Genomic DNA, 18,868 nt, shown 5'->3' on the forward strand with positions numbered 1-18,868 from the left:
GACCAGCACTAGTGTGGTGGTTTTATTTTGATACCTAATTTTCAACCTGTATAAAATTTTCAATGTTCTTTAGATTAGCCTTGACTTTTTATTTGCAGGCTACTACAGACAAAAGAGTTTTTATTTTATCATTTATTTTTATTCTTTTTTTGCAATATGAACACCTATTGAGTTATCTGTAGAATTTGGTCCACTTAAAGATGTATCATAAAATAATAAGTTTCCATGCGAGTTATACAATTTTTCTTCTTTATCAAAATCATATATACAACTGTATTCATCTTCAAATCCTATTTGATTATACACTTCTACGATATTTTTATTAAAATTTTTGGGTTCATCCTTACTATTAGGTGTCCCAAAACCAGCAAGAGCCATACTAATAGACATTGATGCTAAACTTGCATTATATGATGATGAATCTTCACTAAAATAACTGTCTCTATAGTAGAAATCAGTTGTTGTACTATTTCCACCAGTTCCCATTTCAAAAGGAAATTTACCATTAACTGTAACTTTTTTATCCGAATAATCATGATCTGAAATATTTACATTTATGTTGTCTATTTCGCATATGAATCCGTAGTTTTTTAAATCAAAAAATGTATTTGCGTAACCAGCTCCATCTTGTGATGAATCATTCCAAGTACCCAATGTTTTATACTTGTTTACAGAAGTATAATCTCCTGTAATGATATGACCATATCCTTCTATTATGTTATGATAATTATTAGGTTCATCATACGCCCAATTATTATATAAAAATTCTTCATCAGTAATCCATGTCCATTCCTCATACTGAAAGTTTTCATATGCTCCAATCCAATAATTATTCATTAAATTTGCAGAATCTATTTTTTTAATTTCCTCTTCTATTTTTTCTTGTTCACCTGCCGATGTAATTGAACATAAATGCCCATTTTTTTCAATTTAAAATGGTTACATTAATGTCATATCCAATTTTCTTGTAATCTTCTATGATTTTCTTTTCTATTGCTCCATTCATCATTGAACGCAATCCTTCAACATTTTCCATTACCACATATTCCGGCTTAAGGCGTTCAACAATCTTCTTCATTTCCAAATACAAGCTATTTCTTTCATCAGTTATTACCCTATTTCCCGACATTGAAAATCCTTGGCATGGGAATCCTCCAACCACCAAGTTTACATGTCTTTCTCCTATTTCATCATAAAGCTTTTGCTTAACTTCCTCTTCCCTTATGTCTCTAGTTTCTACGGTTTCATTGAATCCTTTTTGTTCAATGAAGTTGTATTTATATGTTTCCACTGCCGCATCCATTATTTCCACAGATGCCACAGGTGTAAAGCCAGCCATAAAATAAGCATATTCTAACGTAATTTCAGCTAGAATATGCTTATTTTTATTCTTCTCGCAATTTTATATTATGCTACCACAAAATCAACATCTTTCTATCAAGCGTAAATTGGTTCAAAATCATCTGCGCCATGTCCACAAACCGGGCATACATAATCTTTAGGCAACTCACTTCCTTCATATACATAATTGCAGATTTTACATCTCCAGCCTACTATTTTTCTTCCGTTACTTTCATCATCCTTTTTAGGCTTTGGTTTTATTTCATTTTGATATTGTGCATAAGTCAATGGTTCTTTTTCACTTAAAACTTTTGCATCTGTAACTTCTGCAATAAACAAAGTGTGTGTTCCAAGGTCATGCTTTTCAACAACCTTACCACTTATAACTGCACATGACTGCCATCCAAGATAAGGAATTCCTTCATTATCAGTTGGTGGTGTAATATTTGAGAACTTGTTCACATCTCTTCCTGATTGGAAACCAAAATGCTTTATAGACTCAAACGTACAATCACTATCTAAAATGCTAACTGCTAAAATTCCGCTCTTTTTAATTAATTCACATGTATAATTACTGTTAAGCACCGACACGGCTATTCTAACCGGATTATTAGCCACCTGAATACATGTATTTGTAATACATCCATTAACCACATCCCCTGCCTTAGTGGATACCATAAATACCCCATAAGTCAAGTTATAAATTGCCTTCTTATCCATATTAATTCCTCCAAATTTTATTTATGTTCACTGTTCTATTTAGTTATTCTGTATTTTCTCATTAGTGCCTTCTGGTATTCCTCATCATTTACTGCTTTTTCAAGTTCTTCATATTTATTTTCTTATATTAGCATTTTTATCAGCTTACTCATATCGTCTATTCCTTCTTTTCTTCCTTCTTCCTTTCCATTCCTATACTGCTGATTTAATTCCATCTGATATGACATATACTCTCGCCTCCATTGGTCATTTCTTTTGGCTTCAAACACTTTCTGATCAATTTTCTTAGCAAGTTTGCTTTCCGGTTCTTTGCCATCGAAATAATCTAATAATAATTTCAACTCTTTGCTTATGCCGCTTCTATCTCCCTTGGTATTTAAGAAAATTTTATGCGTTCCGTCATTTAATTTTAATTCCGGCCTATTAATACATATATTTTCAAATTCATACATACTTTTATTGCTTTCAAAAAAATCAAAAGTGCAAATAAAAATTACATAACTTGTATTAAGTATATCATATGCTTCACCTTTTTCAATCAGGTTTAAATCAATAATATCCTGATAATATCGTGATCTTTTAGGTAGTTCTTCATATTTTGTCGTTTGCATTTCTAAGTTAAAAACCGTATTTTCATCATCTTCAACATAATAAAAGGCGTTCTATGAAGCTATTACACCATAGAACGCCTTTTATTAACTTTTTAATCGTCTAATATATATATCAATTAACATTATTACCTATATCCCTATAATTGGTTAATCATAATATTCATATGATATTTTTTTCTTTTAAAAACTGGAATATTGATATAGCCAAAATTATAATACCTGCAATAATTATTAAATATCCACCAATTTTCAATGATACATCTACACTTGCAAAATCTGATTCGCCATGTAATGATGTACTAAAAAAGCTATCATAAATAACCATTAAGAAATTAACTGCTGCAGGTGCCAATGCAAATATTTTTTTCCCTATAACTGTTAGTACACAAACCGCTACAATAAAAATAATTAAAATTAGTCCATGACTTCCCATATAATTAGTGCCGGCTGAACTTGAGAACTCTCCAACATTTGCCTGTGCTTCCTTGCTGGACAAGAAATCATCCATCGATAAATAATAAGCTCTTTCTTTGTGAGAATAAATAATTTGTGCGTTTTTGTTTCTAAATCCATTTTCAGACAAATATTACCGTATCAATTTCAAAATTGAAATTTAATCTAATTTCAATCCACTAAATAAACTTCCTAAAGAAGTTCCAATACTTTCCACTTCCTGCATGTTGTTTTTTATTTCCTCTTCTTCCTGAATTCTTTTTTCTTCCAACAAATCTTTAATACTTAAACTTATCTTTCCGCCATCATTTTTAATGACTTTTGCCTTCACAATCTGTCCTACTTCCAGAGCTTCTTTTGGAGATTTAATATGATCCATGGAAATCTGTGAAATATGCACCAAACCTGTTACATCGTTTCCTAAGTCTACAAAAGCACCATATGGCTGAATAGATTCTACTTTTCCTTCAACAACAGAACCAACCTCTATCTTTGAAACAGCCATCTCTCGCTGCGCCTTTCTGGCAGCTGCACTTTCTTCACGAAGAATTTCTCTGGCTGATAAAACGAGTTTGTTTTTTTCCATATCCGCTTCAATAACACGAACTCTAATATCTCTGCCTAACCAATCATTTGTATCTTCCACATGATTAATATCTAATCTGCTAACCGGGATAAATCCTCGCACACCTTCCACTAAAGCAATCACACCTTTATTTACGATTCCAGAAATCGTAACCGACAGAATAGTTCCTGCCTCCTTATATTCATTAATCTTTTCCCATGCCAACAAAGTATCTGTATCATACTCTCCATTTCCCATATGTGCATAAGACTCCTCTAATGCCTGTCCTAAATCTTCCATTTTTTCTATTTCGTTTTCTGCTACATTGTCCATTGTTTTTTCTTCCATTGTGCTTCTCCTTATCACAAATTTTTATTTATCTGGAGTCATTGTATCATATTCTCATATAAGGTGCAAAAAGTGTGTACCACAGGAGTTTTTTTTCTGTAAGCTAAAGCATTCTTTATCTCACCGGCATAGTAAAACGAAAACAGCTATCCCATTCCTTTTCAAGAGCCTGAAAAAGATATGTAATTTCTTTGCTCTCATTCTTTTCTACTATCTGTTTCACTGTTCTGTTCCTCACTTTCCTTTGATCTTTTGTAAAATAAAAATGCCCTCTTAAACTTCCGGCACAAAACCGAAATTTAATAAGGCATTTATTTTATTGTTGTTGGTTATTGATCAATTTCCTTGACACAATTATTTTATCAAAGGTGTGAAGGGATGTCGAATTCAAATATGGTCATTATTGTTAATCCATATTTTTCCATAAAATAATAATTTATCGGATTAGCATATCAATTGTGTCTTCTACAATATCAACAAAAAAGTCCTCAATAATTAATTTTTTATCAATGGCAATATAACAAAAACCAATTATATCAATGGCTTTATCCCGACTTTTCGTGTAAACCACCCAATCAGTCTCTGTGCAAATTTTAAATTAACTATTACAATAACATGTTTCTCCTCCCTTACACAGCATTATATATGTTGCTAAAAACATTAACATATGTCCCATACTCTCAAATGCAACTGAAATGTCATTGCACCATACAACCGGTATGCGTTTCATAATTTCACATAAAATCAATCCTCCCAACGGTTGAAAACATACCATCCATCTTGGCAATGCAAATCGTCTGGTAACAATTAAATAAATTATTACAATCGACATTCCAACATCCATAATTAAGTAATAAACCATAAATGGTATAATTATGTACATTCCAACCTGATTTGTTATTTCTGCAGCCTGTTCAAATGTATTTTCCTGTCCATAAACCACCTTGAAAATAATTGGCAATAAGCAACACATAACATGAATAAAAAATACAGCTATTAATCCTGCTGCCGAACTTATTTGAAACAAACGGTTCATTCCTAAAGCATACCCCTGTGGTTTTCTTTTACATGCATCTTCTACTATTTTTCTTAACTTCATAAGTCCAATCCAATATAAAGGCATTGCCACTGCGGCCAAAAGTATTGATACCTCAAATCTCCACATAGACATTTTAGGCCAATTTGAATTAACGAATGTACCAATTTCTTCATTGCCACTTCCTTTTACATCCAAAAGCCAATCACCAATCATAAATAGTGCCATTGAAACTATTCCTAATACTATTGCTCTCCTATTCTTTTTTCCCATTTTTTCTCCTCTTTCTGTAACCAATTTTAGAAGAAAATTGATTACCTGCCTGCAGCCGGTTATCTTCCCTGATGAAAGTCTCCAAATCCATCAGTAGTACAAATTACGACATGCTTTTAAATGACGTTTGCGTTAGGTTAGTCATATCTAACTTCTTTATATTAGTCGAAAACACATTGTTTGTCAAACAATTCTAATAACTTGCTCAGAAAGATAAAGATTTTCGCTATTAATAGTTTGATATATACATATATCCAAAGAAATGCTTTTTTATATTGTCTTTTATCCTTATTATACAACAAAAGACTCAAGGTCAACCTCAAGTCTTATTGTCAAGTGTGTATGTCTAATTTTTATATATTTATCGTCATATATGGAGGAATGCATATAATTCCATCTTTCACGATTAAATTTCTTGGATGAATAATATAACTTTCCCCTATGCGCTTCTTGTATTTTTCTCTGAAATTATTTAATGAAGTTGTTTTATATTGCTTTCCTGACTTCACTTCGATTGGAAACATCTTATATTTTAATCTGCTGTTATTTGAAATGATAAAATCTATTTCCATATCATTTCGATGCTTATTTTCATTATAGTGTGTATAAAAATATAACTTATGTCCATTTGCCACCAGCATCTGGGCTATTGCGTTTTCATAAAGCATCCCTTCATTTATCTGCAATTTACCCGCCAATATCTGTTTATACACTTCATCTTCAAGTAATTCATTCTCATCAAATGTATGGCTTACCAAAAGCCCGGTATCTCCCATATAACACTTTACATAGCTTCTTGTCTCGTTTAATGATAAACCCACATTAGGATCATTACACAAAAAACACTCATTAGATATCATAGAATCCGACAGCCAGAAAAATGTTTCTTCATACTGATCTGCATAACTACCATCTTGTAGTTTTTTGAATACCACTCTTTTTTCATGCTGTGAAAGGAATCCCGGAATCTGGTCATAAATTGCAAGTACCTTACTTCTATACTTTGCATCTATTTTCATAATATCTTCCCGATACAATTTGAGAATGTCTCTTTTTTCTTTATCCGCTTCTGTAAAATCTTTTTTACCTTCAATAAATGCTACTACTGGCATGGGCATCCCACCAACAAGTATATACTGTTGAAACAAAAGCATTGCCTTGTTATGCATACTTCTTTCCAAAGGTTCTCTTTTTTCAAAGCATTTTTTTATATATTCAACCAGCAAATCTTCCTCTAATGCTATTGCAAATTCTTCAAAATCCAATGGATACATATTAATATGTCTTTCTTCTGATGGTATCACGATATTTTTTACATTTTCCCTAATTGATATCAATGAGCCAGTCTCAATATAGTCATATCTTCCATCTGCCACTAAATATTTTATCGCAGCTCTTGCCTGTGGAAACATCTGTACCTCATCAAAAATAATAAGAGAGTTTCTCTCTGTCAATTTTGTTCCAAAATGCGTCTGTAACAACATAAAAAATGTATCCAAATCATTCAGATATCTCTTAAAATACATTTCGACTTCCTTATCTTTTTTAGCAAAGTCAATAAGAAGATAACTTTCGTATTCGCTTTTTCCAAATTCTTCGCAGATGGTAGACTTTCCAATACGTCTGGCGCCTTCTATCAGTAAAGCTTTTTTCCCCCGACATTCACTTTTCCATTCCAGTAGTTTTTTATATATTTTTCTTTTTAATATCATTGTTCCTCCAGATTATGCGCATATATGCAAGTTCTTAATTTTATGATTATACGCACATTGTACTCAATTTTATGATTATACGCAAGTATTATAGCCATATTTTTTATGATTATACGCACTTTCTATATAATTATTTCAATTATTATGAAAAAGGCTTTCTGCTTCAAATTTATTTTTCTTGCACTTATGGTAGCTATGTGCTATCTCTTGTATGTTTTGTAAATCCATATATATGCTCCTAATCCAATTTGTGCAGACAGTCTGCACAAATTACTTGTCGTTCTGATTTGAGTGATTGTTAGTATTCGATAGTTGGTCATTAATCGAACACTATCGGACACTTATCGGATACTATCGGACACTTATCGAACACTTTGTATCCAATAAACAGAAAAAGTGTTCAATAGTGTTCGATATAGTGTCGAATAATCAATTATGTGCTTTCTAAATAATATATTTAGTAGCTGGTCCTTTTCCAGCTTTCTTAATCAAACCATTTGCAATCATCTTATCAAGTAGTTTTCGTGCTCCAGTCTTAGATTTATAACCACCTATATCTGCAGCCTCTTGTGAAGAAATACTTCCATTCTGTCTGATATAATCCAATATCTTTTCTTCTTTCGACATTGGCTTCGGTTCCGCTTGGTCTGTATTTTCATTTCTAATATCAGCAGCACCCGGAATATAAACAACCTGTCCTACTTCCAGTTTTAATGTCACTCTATCTGAGTGCTCTGAAAAATCAGACTCCGGCTTCTTCCAGTTCTGCTCTTTCCATGCAGTCATAATCTTATCAACACCACTTCCGGCACGCTCACCTACATTGACAAAACCAAACATCTTAAGAATATTGGGATTTCGTGGATCACTATTGCCACCTGCGTAAAATTCCTCTTTTGTTACTCGGATTGTTCCTGGATTCGATATGGTAAGTTCTTTTCCTTTTTTTACAACAAGAATCCCTCGTCTGCCGTAATAATTGGCATGTGCCAGAGCATTTGCTAAAGCCTCCTCTAAGGCATCATGAACATCCACTCTGTCTACACGATATCCATCTCTTCGGTTGGCAAATGGAACTGCCACTTCATCATCCATTCGTGTACGTACCTTGCAGAAGAAATCATATATATTTCCACTCCAATCACCTTCATTAGAGTGCGTGCAGAATAACCAACGTACTGCTTTATCATCACATTCTTCCCGATAATCCAAAAAGTAATTAGGAAAAATCTCTGTAATGTGATATGCTTCTTTTTACCATATTCATATTAACTAAATAATGCTCTTCTAATATGAATTACATCATTATCATAATCAATATCTGACCAACATAATCTGACCACTTCACTAATACGCATACCTGTCAGCAACATAACTTTAAGCATTGGATAGTACCATGCATATTCTGTTTCTGTTGTCTCCAAGAATTTTTTCTGCTCATCCACAGTTAAAAATCGCCTTTGTTTGGAATCTGTTTTTTCTGGAAGAATAATCCTTTACCTTTGTATTTTTATTAAACTCTTCTGTATTATTACCTATATTTTCCTGTGAATTATTCACTGTTGTCGCTTCTCCTACATCTGTAATATTATCGTTTGATTTTCCATTACTACTGCATCCACTAATAGTTATGGCTAGCAATACCACAATTATAACTGCCCACTTTGTCATTTATCGACACTCCTTAAACCAATATTCAATCTCTAATTAATAGTTTCTGCCGATTTTATTATATAAAAATTATGGTCCTTTAAGAAGTCTCTCTTAATTATGCAGTTTTAACCTTTTAGTTATGAGGTTTCACATAAAAATCAGGGTGTCAAGACACAAAAATGTCATATACAATCGCAAAAAAATGTAATAAAATATAATTATATAAATTACCCGATAATTTATGAATTTTATATATCGGAAAAGTCTTTTTTCCTTAACAATATTTTATTTATGGAAGGAACGATGAATATATGAAAAAAACATCTTTAAAATTACTGCTATTTTCCTTTGTTATGAGTTTACTTATGATAATTCCTACAAAGGTAAATGCAGAAGAAATCATTCCGGTCAATATATCTGTAAAGTATGGCCAGACAGAAGCCCGAAGAATCTTAGATATGATTAATGAACTGAGAACCAGTCCTACTGACGCATGGGCTTGGGATAAAACTGATACAAAACAAGAGGCATATTCCGGTTTAAAAGAACTTGTCTACGACTATGATTTAGAGCGACTTGCAATGAAGCGTGCAGCAGAAATTGCATTATCCTACGATCACACCCGCCCAAATGGTCAAGGTCCTTTTACTATTTATACTGAAGAAAGTATTACTACATGGTATGCAGGCGAGAACATTGCAGCAGGTAGTACTAACTTTTATTCTTCTGCAGAAGTAGTAAATAGAGGATGGCGTGAAGATACTGAACCTTATGCCGGTCAGGGGCACCGCAGAAATATGTTAAGTTATGATTTTAATTGCGTTGGTGTTGGTCATGTAACTTACAATGGCTATGACTACTGGGTAGAGGAATTTGCATACAGACCTTCTGTTAATACAACAGAAACACCGGCAAATGACAGCTGGCAAACTGTTACTGTTTCAGTAACTCAAAGCTGGCTTAAGAGTTTCAAGCCAATTTTTGACCAGGATTCATATATTCTTCAATTAGGAGAAACAGTAACTCCAAATATTACACCTGTAATTTATCTTGAAAATAGTTGGGGAGCTATTGGAACTGTGCTGGATACTCCAACCATTTCCATTGATGATCCTTCCATTGCCACCTATAGTGATGGAAAGATTATAGGTCTTAAAGAAGGTACCACCACGTTAACCACATCACTGTACGGATTGCCATCAACAACTTCGGCAACAATAATTGTACATGACTGTGATAATCATTGGGATGGTGGAGTAATTACAAAAGTTCCAACCTGTATAGTGGAAGGCGAAAGAACTTATACCTGCGCTATTTGTAATAATACAAAAATTGAAAAAATTGGCATAGATGCAACAAAGCACCTCCACTCTGAAATTCGAAATCAAAAGGAAGCTTCCTGTAAAGAGGAAGGATATACCGGTGATAAATATTGCCCTGACTGTGGAACTAAACTTTCATCAGGCAATACTATTGCAAAAACAGAAAATCATAGTTGGAATAAGGGAGTAATCACTAAAAAACCTACATGTGCAGAGACAGGCGTAAAAACTTATACTTGTGGAATTTGTAATAAAACAAGAACTGAAAACATTGCAAAAACAACAGAACATCTTCATACTGAAATTCGTAATAAAAAAGCTGCTACCTGTGGCGAAACCGGTTATACCGGCGATACATATTGTACTGATTGTGGCACTAAAGTTTCATCCGGTAAGACCATTGCAAAATTAACTACTCATACTTGGGATGACGGAAAGGTCACAACAGAACCTACTTGTACAGCGAAAGGTGTTCGAACATTTACTTGTAGTATATGTGCAAAAACCAAAACTGCGAGCATTGCAGCAACAGGACATCAGCATACTGAAATTCGCAAGAAAAAAGACGCAACCTGTGGCGAAGATGGTTATACAGGAAATACATATTGCACTGATTGTAAGAAAACAATTTCATATGGTCAGACCATCACAAAAACCGGTAACCATACTTGGGATGACGGAAAAGTCACAAAAGAGCCTACATGTACAGCAAACGGCGTAACAACTTTTACCTGCATTGTATGTGAAAAATCAAAAACAAGAAGCATAAAAGCACCAGGACATAGTTACGGAGAATATGTAGTTGTAAAAGAACCTACAACCACAGAAAACGGATTAAAATCCAAGACTTGCAGTGCTTGTGGAAAAGTATATTCTGTAACACTTGCAAAAATTTCTTCTAAGGCAACTACAAAAACTCCAACGACTTCGTCTCAGGATGCACAGACAAGCAAAATTACTACTAAAAAGATTAAGCTAAACTGTAAGAAACTGACTTTGAAAAAAGGCAAAACTTTTAAATTTAAAGTTACTCTAACACCGATAAACAGTCGTGACAGAATCACTTACGTAACCTCAAACAAAAAAGTTGTCAAAGTCTACAGAAACGGTAGAATCAAAGCCTTGAAAAAAGGAAAGGCTAAGATTACAGTAATTTCAGGTACGAAAAAATTTGTCTGCAAAGTAACAGTAAAATAAAAGGCTTTATAATAAAAGCAAATTAAAAAGTCAATTATTTTTTGAGACTTTGATGATCTAATGATATATTTAATAAAATATAATTTTTCAATATATCATTACTAAAAAATCCTTTATGATATACAAGGCTTGCAAACTTGTATACATAAAGGATTTTTTGTACCATTACAATCAAATATCTTTTTACCCGAAATCTCTTAGTTACTATTTTGACATTGAATTATATGTTATTTTTTATAATTTTTCCATTACCATCTGATATTCTCTGCCATTTAACCGTATTATTTTTGTAATGTCTCTTTTGTTTGAGCTCATGTGTCCACCTTCTTTCTGCAAAATAATGTAGGCTGGGTCTTTTGCAAGATACGCATTTGTATATACAAATGCATTCTTGTTAGGAAGAATCCTAAAACCTCTATATCTAGCCTTCAGGCTTTGTCACTGCTACTGCTCAGGGTTATCCACTGGATAACCGCACCGTAACACTCTTTTATTTATCTGACCTTTACTTCTTCGGCTATTCTTATGTCTTTATCTATCTTGAAATTTAAAAATTCCAGTTTTAACATCAGACGTGTGGTTTTACATTCACGTATAAAGACTCTTTCACATGCTTTGTTCGTCCTTTTCAAATATCAGAATCTTCTGCGTAACCTTTTTTGCAATCGGTAATAACTCCAAAAGTCTGTATGCAGATGAAAATAACTCCATGCCACGAAGAATATTATCATCTTTTATTTTATGATACCCTGTTGTCATATTCCCAAGGTCTTCAAAATGATCTGCACCGAAGACAAATTTTGAGCCTGTTTGCTGTATGGATTTTTCTATTCCTTCTTTCTTTACCCATGCCTTTGCCAGACATTCCATAAGAATACAGGCATTATCAAAGTTGTCCTTTATTATTTTTAATATCTTACCGTTTTCTTCTGCTGTCAGATACATTGATAATCCTTCAATGATAAAAAGCATTTTCCCCCGCACTTTTACTTCTTTTGGCCATGCAGGGTCAAGTGCAGAAATTCCTATCGTAGAAACACGTCCTGATTCCTCGAAAATCTGATTGCGAATTGCTATCGTTTCTGGCAGGTCCAGATTGTACCAGGTGATTTTACCATTATCCATGCGATAAAATCTCGTATCCAGACCACAGGCAATATTAACCACCGTACAATCAGGATTTTTCTCTATAAAATTCTTTACTAATTCATCAAAAACTACCGTTCTAGCAATTACCCCTTTCCCCATCGTAGAATCCCTAGCCGCTGTAGAAAAATCATAATCAATTTTGTCGACTAATTCTACCGCCTTTGCATCATAGAATTTATTATGTTTACTTTTGGAATATTGGGCTCTGGCATAAAAGCTCTGGAGCATTGTCTCAGCACTGCCACTGATAGTAGGTTTTATTCTTTCACTCATACATTTACCTTTTTTGCAATATAATTAGTTAGTTTTAACTAACTTGATTATAACACATTTTATGAAAATAAACAATTCAAATTGACGTGTCTTGGAGACAGCCCCATAAACTTCTTAAACTGAAATCTGTCCAAGTAGCCGGATTCATCAATATCACCGAAACCAACGATTTCATTATGCTCAACTGCAACTACCATATGATGTTTCAGGAATGATTCATCCCATTCTTTTAAATCCACTGTTCCGGTTGCCCAGACATTTAATTGTTCTTTTGTATAATCTTTTGCATTTACACTATGAATAGTATGATAAAACAATTCAGCCAAATACCCACAGTCAGAAGTTGTGTATTTTCTAAGTTGCATTTTATCCTCACAAATACCGATTTCTCAATCTCAAAAATTGGAAGTTGCGTTACAGAAATTCCTTCCAAAAATCATAAATTATGTGTGCAAGTTCCTTTGGATTATCAACATTAACCTCATGGGAAGAATCTTTAACTATTTTGAATTCACTTTTTCTTATACTCTGACTAATTTGTTTAGCACTTTTCATATTCGCTTTATCTTTACTTCCGCACAATATTAGGCTTTTGCAATTAATTTTATCCAAACCGTTTTTTATATTGTGATTGCTCATTGAGTTTACTAAAGTAATAAAATCTTTTTTTGAACAGCCCATATCATTAAATTGTGAGTCTGGCATGAAGTGAAATATCATACTTTGTATTTTGAAAAGAACTTTGGGTATATCATAAGGAGTTCCAATGATAATAATAGAGTTTACTTTTTCTGGATACTTTTTTACATAATCCAATGCCAATATTCCACCTAATGAAAGTCCACATAAATTAAGTTTTCCTTCCTGATTGTTACAGAAATCAGAGAAAGAAGAAAATATGTTTTGATAATCATTGCTATTGCCACTTGACATTTTAAAAAGTGCAGGACAAAGAACATCTATATTATCTATCTCTAAAAATTTGATGGTTTCATTCCAACTTTTATGATTTTGCCCTAGCCCATGAATTAAAATATTCTTCATAATGCTCCACCTTTACAACTTAGAATTATCATCTTAGTTCATCCAACATTTGAAACATTTCATTTCCACTATCCATATTAATTTTTATTATACGCCATCGTATACAGTGAAATGCCATTTTTCAATTTTTTCTCGCCACATAGTTCCATTCCACATCGAGTATATTTTTTTACTTTTAACGGCGTATCAGTATCCAGAATACAGGGAATATCCTTTGTGTCCGCCTCGGCAAAAGGTTGCTCCAAAATCTTGCGCATATATCCTTTCCCCTGAAATTCTCGCAGGACAACAACCATGGATACTGCAATATAGTCATGCTCTTTTTTGAAAATCTTCGCATACTGTTCGTCTCCGCTTTGTGCCATAGCTATCAGTGCCTTAAGCGGTAACTCGCATAAAAGTCGCTTGATCATATGTAAGGTCGGACCCATTGAAGGTTTTGCCCTCTTACTCCAATAAGCAAGATATCCCTCTCCTATTTCCGATGTGGTATACAGAGTTCCTGCTCTGTAAAACCATTCCGTCATAATCTCAAAGCCTTTTATTGTTTGCTCTCTTGTGAGCATCGTAACAGTTCCGGCTTTTTCATCAGCAAATGCCTCACCGATTCTTCTGCCAATGTCTGCAATTTCTTTCCTTGATTTATTTTCCACTTTTATCATGGATATTCCTCCACCAATTTCGATTGAGATTTCACCTGTTTTAAGAGATTTGATAACTGTTATATCTTGTTATTAAATTCTCTGCCAACCCTTGAAAACACTGGATTTATCGCAGATGAGCTTTCCCTTATTCTTTCCCTTGTGTTATATCGTCCCATCAGTGTTTACGAATTCTGATAAGGGCAAATACAAGGGCAAGAAAATCATATAAAACAGTATAACACAAAATAAAAGTGACATGGTGAACTGATTGAAATGCTTCTGATTTTTGTATCTGATGATTGATTGAATGATAAGGAGATAGGATACGATGAGAACGATATTTGCAGAATACAATCCACACAGAAACAGTATTGATGTTTATACCAGTGCTGGCTATATGCTTCGCATTGATTGTTGGGAAGCAGAAAAGAATTTAAAAACCACTCCCGGATCAGACTGTGCATTAACTTCACTTGCAGTTGATGAACCACTTGAATATGCAAGATTATATCTTGATGGAAATTTGCAGATGTGGGTGAACGCGGAAGATTCATTAGAGATATAGAAATACCTTTTAGAACAAAGTAGTCTTTCGCCTCTACGAATATAATTGTGAATTAGACGCTTATATCCGAAATAAACAATTGGAACATACCCGACAGGAGAACTTTCTTTGATAAGTCACGAAAAGAAACAGTCTATCAGAAAATGCAATCTGACACATAGACGGGCTCGACACATAGAATAAACAAGAGGACTTGCAAGGTTTGTGACCTTCTTTCAAGCCCTCTTATGTATCATTGCGGTACTGGCTGTGTCCGTTCCGTAAAGGACTGCCCTAAGTGTATCGGCTTCACCTTGTTCCTTTACCTCACTATTCACAAATCACTTTTGCTATTTTCGCAATAATATTGCAAATAAAACAATTAGAACTAATATAATTATCAAAAAAATAAACCTTATTTGACCATGAAATCCTAATCCAATCCACTGCAATACTATTATTAACGCAAAAACTAATAACGCCCAATACTTTCTTTTCATGCAATTTTTTAATAAGTCATTCTTACGTTATCTACCACGTAATCATACATTGGATCTCCATACATAGTTCCTCTATTCACACAATGTGTGTCAAACTTAAAATATGCTACAGATTTACCCGAATTAAGAAATGATTTTAAATGACTAACGTAAGTACTCTCTCCGCCGATAAAATTAAGAATTACAGAAACACTGAGTCCAACAACCGAACCAACAGGACCACCTAAAGCAGCTAGCAGTAAAGTCCCTAAACTTTTAGTCGCACCCTCTCCCACATTTATTGCTTTAAGAGCTGCCTCTGCTTGACTTCTTGTCATAGAATATGAAAAAGTCTTATTTTTTACAGTACAGTATCCAATTCCGCCACCCATTCGTGTTTCTTGAGAAGGAACTATATATAGTTCTCCATCTTCATAAATTATAGTATAACCACCATTGGATAAGTCAACATCTTCTTTACTACAAGTCCCCTTCGAATTGTCATTTTGATTATACCTTTCACTAGCAAAAGATACTGTTGACATCGAAAATCCTAAAACCATTGACAAAATAATTGCTATACAACGTTTAATTTTTTTCATGATTTTCCTCCTTTCTTGAGGAATTTAAGATTTATAGACAACTTTAAAAGAATGCAAAAGAATGCGCATGCTTTTGTATACACTTAATATATATCACTCTTTAAAAAAATAAAAGACTTGTTTTGAATTATTTTTTATAGTATCCTATAATAGTGGTGATTTATATAATTTTAATGTTTATTTTTAAGATTCTCTAACAAACTTTTATACTATCCTATAAAACGGTCAATTTTAAAAATCACGAAATTGCAGGCTTTACAACACTTTGTAACACGATATAGGTCTGTCCGATAATCCCTCTCATATAAAAATAATCAATGCTTCATTTTTAACACAGGAAGATAAAGACATCTCCCTGTGTTTTTCTTAATAATATCCCCGCTCTTCTCGCCAGTCTTTTACATAACATCGAATTCCAATATAGACCACATATACAAGTAGTAACAGTACAATGAGGTTTATCGGAATGACAGATTTTATCCATTCGCCAAAGTAGATTACGATAGCTGTACTCATTATTGCCACCATAATGCTGATGATATCCCAACAATATTTCCGGTAGATTTTTCCCACCTGATAGCCAATCCCAATTATCAGGAATCCCGTTATAATGAATAAAATTCCCATAACAATAGCCGCGATCAGCCAGTACACAATCCCGGAAACGATACTGTTTGAGATTCCATTGCTTAACTGTCCGAAAGAATCTGCTCCTGTAACAAATTCTCGAAACAGGTTTATGATTCCTTTACCAATCGTACCGAAAAAGGTGATACAGTCGTTAAGAAAAACCGGAGAAAGGATAGCTGTGAACAGTGTAGTTGCTATGCTGTACCATGCCAACAGGAACATAAGGCTTTCATAACCTGTTGTCATTTGTTTATATTTTTTCTCCAACTGAATTTTTCGATTATCGCATTTTTCTTTTGCTTTCTGATAAGCAGTACGGTCACAGTTATCGCATTTCTCATAAGGCACTTTTTTCTCGACAGGCACCTCTACCGTCTTTTGGTGTGTCTGTGCATAGCGTTTTGCCTGCTCCGCTTTTTCGTACTTAAATTTCCATGCCACGACTTCTGCGTCGGCTCTTTTCCTGCTGTCTGTCTCGCTGGTTAATTGTTCCTCTGTTTGCTTTAATTTTGTCCGCAATGCTTCGATATTCTCGGCTCTGTTTTCGCTGTTCAATTTCTCGTTCAAGGTCAGCGATCTGTTTAGCTGCCTGTTCAGTTCCAGAATTGTCTGGTCTTTCTGATCCAGTTCGTCCTGCATCTGTTCCGTCATTGCCAGGAGTTCTTCCACCCGCCCGACGTTCTCTAAGTTTACGCATTCGTTCATCAATATCCCTCGCTTTCTCTATCTGCTGTTTAATGTCAGTAATAAGCTGTTCTCGTTGTTCAGCTTCTGCGTTAATTCCTGCCATTGCTGATTCTCGTTTTCCAACTGTTCGATTCTGACTTTTTGCTGTTCGATCTGGGAGAGCAGTTCTTCTGTATCTGGCAAAAGATTCAGAAGCCCGGATAACTCGCTGTTTAAGATCTGCAAACTCTGGTTCTGCTCCTGAAAGGACAGAAGCTGTCTGTCCCGTTCCTGTAATTCCTGTACCATCTCTGCCATAAGGTTCTGCTGTTCCTCGATCTGGTTTATCATTGACTCCATCATGGGAATGACTTCCCGGCTTTCTTCTAAGGTCATTTAACCACTCCTTCCACTGTGATAATGCACCAGATACTTTTCCGAAACTGGTCTGTATCTTTTTCAGCAGTGCATTTTGTCTTTTTATGATCTGGTTTTCCTCTACTTTCCATGAAGCTGTCTGCACCTGTCCACTCTGGAATTTCTCATCAATCTTTCTTGCATCAGCACCCTCATGGATTGTAGGGATTTCTAATTTTCCCTGTCTTGCATAGGAACGGTGGTCAATCTGTTGTTCTACTGATAAATGGTCATTACAGACTTTCGCCCATTCGCTCCGCCATAATTCACAATTCTTTGGATTGTTCCATCCGGTAGCATCGGTCAGCACCCGTTTCCATTGTTTACGGTTCCTTGCACCAACTTTCTGATTACCGTTTTCGTCCAATACCGGAATTCGGATTCCATGACGGTCAGGATTCTTTTTATCCTGCCACCAGTCCGGGTGGGATTCATCAACCACAATATTTCCGTCAGTATCTCTGACAAACTCCCAGTCTTTGACTTCTTTGTTTCCCCATGAGTGGTCGGGATTAAAGGGACGCATGGTTACAAGTAAATGCACATGCGGGTTTCCGTCGCCCTTATCGTGAATGCTCCAATCTGCACACATGCCTTTGTCCACAAAGTTTTTCTGAATATAATCTGTTGTATATTCAATTTGTTCCTGTCGATTCCATTCTTTTGGAAGTGAGAACTCAAACGATCTGCCAAGCTGTGCGTCTGAACTTTTCTCAATCTTCAAAACTTCATTCCATAAGCACTGTTTCTGAAAAGTAAGTTTGAATTTCTCCAGTACAACTTCTTTGTTGTCTGCCCTTTTATACCGGACAGATTTCTGAAACCGTTTGATATTTTCGGCAGGTACATTCTGCCATTCCTGCGGTGCATTTTCACACATCATCAAACTGGTATAAACAACTTCTCTTTTGGAAGTGTAGTAACTGATCCTGCCTGTTTCTTCATTTTTCATTACATCACCATTGAGATAGGCAGACGCTGATATGATGGATTTCCCTTTGCTGCGTCCGACAATCTTTACCGTATAATGAAAGATCGCCATGATCCGTTTCCCCCCTTTCTGCCGTACCCGGCATTGATTTCCGGCAGTTAACATTTCCTGTAAAAGAGAATGGTATCTGCCGGAACGCCCTCTGCGTAAGAGTGCTCTGTGCATAACAGCCTGCATGGAATGCGCCCCTCTGGCGAA

The 18,868-nt window shown here is 34.6% G+C and carries 19 protein-coding genes and 1 pseudogene; 2 read left to right on the forward strand and 18 right to left on the reverse strand.

Features of this window, described 5'->3' with window-relative positions; translation table 11 throughout:
- Positions 1-138: 138 nt before the first annotated feature.
- The 11 genes and pseudogenes from DWW96_RS11145 to DWW96_RS11195 all read right to left on the reverse strand — a co-directional run bounded on the left by DWW96_RS11145 (position 139) and on the right by DWW96_RS11195 (position 8,730).
- Entirely contained in the window at positions 139-837 is a 699-nt protein-coding gene (locus DWW96_RS11145; protein ID WP_117910472.1) for a hypothetical protein, read from the reverse strand.
- Positions 838-925: 88 nt separating this feature from the next.
- A complete protein-coding gene (locus tag DWW96_RS11150; RefSeq protein WP_022088046.1) occupies positions 926-1,339 on the reverse strand; it encodes a DNA cytosine methyltransferase in 414 nt (137 codons plus the stop codon).
- A gap of 98 nt (positions 1,340-1,437) precedes the next feature.
- Positions 1,438-2,061 carry a flavin reductase gene (locus tag DWW96_RS11155; RefSeq protein WP_022088047.1) on the reverse strand — a complete coding sequence of 208 codons (624 nt, stop codon included), beginning with the start codon at positions 2,059-2,061 and terminating at the stop codon, positions 1,438-1,440.
- A gap of 122 nt (positions 2,062-2,183) precedes the next feature.
- Positions 2,184-2,702 (reverse strand): annotated as a pseudogene (locus DWW96_RS11160) (Rpn family recombination-promoting nuclease/putative transposase); the annotation flags it as partial.
- Positions 2,703-2,832: 130 nt separating this feature from the next.
- Entirely contained in the window at positions 2,833-3,180 is a 348-nt protein-coding gene (locus DWW96_RS11165) for a hypothetical protein (RefSeq protein WP_117910473.1), read from the reverse strand.
- A 105-nt stretch (positions 3,181-3,285) separates the two neighbouring features.
- The gene (locus DWW96_RS11170) at positions 3,286-4,038 is read right to left on the reverse strand and encodes a S1 RNA-binding domain-containing protein (RefSeq protein ID WP_243003070.1); all 753 of its coding nucleotides are present in this window, start codon (positions 4,036-4,038) and stop codon (positions 3,286-3,288) included.
- 598 nt (positions 4,039-4,636) lie between these two features.
- Entirely contained in the window at positions 4,637-5,347 is a 711-nt protein-coding gene (locus tag DWW96_RS11175) for a DUF6796 family protein (RefSeq protein WP_117910474.1), read from the reverse strand.
- A gap of 353 nt (positions 5,348-5,700) precedes the next feature.
- Positions 5,701-7,059 (reverse strand): AAA family ATPase, encoded by a 1,359-nt coding sequence (locus DWW96_RS11180; protein ID WP_117910475.1) that lies wholly within the window; start codon positions 7,057-7,059, stop codon positions 5,701-5,703.
- A gap of 444 nt (positions 7,060-7,503) precedes the next feature.
- Complete coding sequence (locus tag DWW96_RS11185; protein ID WP_147339827.1) at positions 7,504-8,271, reverse strand: ATP-binding protein; 768 nt, start codon at positions 8,269-8,271, stop codon at positions 7,504-7,506.
- 56 nt (positions 8,272-8,327) lie between these two features.
- Positions 8,328-8,504: a tyrosine-type recombinase/integrase gene (locus DWW96_RS11190; RefSeq protein WP_158562697.1), complete on the reverse strand. Its 177-nt coding sequence runs from the start codon at positions 8,502-8,504 to the stop codon at positions 8,328-8,330.
- The gene (locus tag DWW96_RS11195; protein ID WP_117910478.1) at positions 8,497-8,730 is read right to left on the reverse strand and encodes a hypothetical protein; all 234 of its coding nucleotides are present in this window, start codon (positions 8,728-8,730) and stop codon (positions 8,497-8,499) included. The genes DWW96_RS11190 and DWW96_RS11195 overlap by 8 nt, the downstream gene beginning before the upstream one ends.
- Before the next feature lie 335 nt (positions 8,731-9,065).
- Between DWW96_RS11195 and DWW96_RS11200 the strand changes: the two genes are divergently transcribed.
- Positions 9,066-11,231 carry a CAP domain-containing protein gene (locus DWW96_RS11200; RefSeq protein ID WP_158562698.1) on the forward strand — a complete coding sequence of 722 codons (2,166 nt, stop codon included), beginning with the start codon at positions 9,066-9,068 and terminating at the stop codon, positions 11,229-11,231.
- A gap of 606 nt (positions 11,232-11,837) precedes the next feature.
- Here DWW96_RS11200 and DWW96_RS11210 read toward each other — a convergent pair.
- From DWW96_RS11210 to DWW96_RS11225, 4 genes are all read right to left on the reverse strand, one after another.
- A complete protein-coding gene (locus DWW96_RS11210; protein ID WP_117910480.1) occupies positions 11,838-12,653 on the reverse strand; it encodes a class I SAM-dependent methyltransferase in 816 nt (271 codons plus the stop codon).
- 59 nt (positions 12,654-12,712) lie between these two features.
- Positions 12,713-13,018, reverse strand: a complete 306-nt coding sequence (locus DWW96_RS11215; RefSeq protein WP_117910481.1) for a hypothetical protein — start codon at positions 13,016-13,018, stop codon at positions 12,713-12,715.
- Positions 13,019-13,067: 49 nt separating this feature from the next.
- Positions 13,068-13,697, reverse strand: coding sequence for an alpha/beta hydrolase (locus DWW96_RS11220; RefSeq protein ID WP_117910482.1), 630 nt, complete (start codon positions 13,695-13,697; stop codon positions 13,068-13,070).
- 77 nt (positions 13,698-13,774) lie between these two features.
- A complete protein-coding gene (locus DWW96_RS11225) occupies positions 13,775-14,359 on the reverse strand; it encodes a GNAT family N-acetyltransferase (RefSeq protein WP_117910483.1) in 585 nt (194 codons plus the stop codon).
- Between the two features lie 310 nt (positions 14,360-14,669).
- Here DWW96_RS11225 and DWW96_RS11230 point away from each other — a divergent pair, with 310 nt between their 5' ends.
- Positions 14,670-14,906: a DUF6061 family protein gene (locus tag DWW96_RS11230; RefSeq protein WP_004841179.1), complete on the forward strand. Its 237-nt coding sequence runs from the start codon at positions 14,670-14,672 to the stop codon at positions 14,904-14,906.
- Positions 14,907-15,393: 487 nt separating this feature from the next.
- Here the strand turns inward: DWW96_RS11230 and DWW96_RS11235 are convergent, their stop codons facing one another.
- The 3 genes from DWW96_RS11235 to DWW96_RS11245 all read right to left on the reverse strand — a co-directional run bounded on the left by DWW96_RS11235 (position 15,394) and on the right by DWW96_RS11245 (position 18,721).
- Entirely contained in the window at positions 15,394-15,966 is a 573-nt protein-coding gene (locus DWW96_RS11235; protein ID WP_005421581.1) for a hypothetical protein, read from the reverse strand.
- A gap of 366 nt (positions 15,967-16,332) precedes the next feature.
- Positions 16,333-17,037, reverse strand: coding sequence for a DUF6040 family protein (locus DWW96_RS11240; protein ID WP_004841175.1), 705 nt, complete (start codon positions 17,035-17,037; stop codon positions 16,333-16,335).
- Positions 17,021-18,721 (reverse strand): MobA/MobL family protein, encoded by a 1,701-nt coding sequence (locus tag DWW96_RS11245; protein WP_055159449.1) that lies wholly within the window; start codon positions 18,719-18,721, stop codon positions 17,021-17,023. The genes DWW96_RS11240 and DWW96_RS11245 overlap by 17 nt, the downstream gene beginning before the upstream one ends.
- Positions 18,722-18,868: the final 147 nt, after the last annotated feature.

The sequence above is a fragment of the Eubacterium sp. AF17-7 genome (assembly GCF_003461285.1).
GTDB lineage: Bacteria > Bacillota > Clostridia > Lachnospirales > Lachnospiraceae > Eubacterium_U > Eubacterium_U album.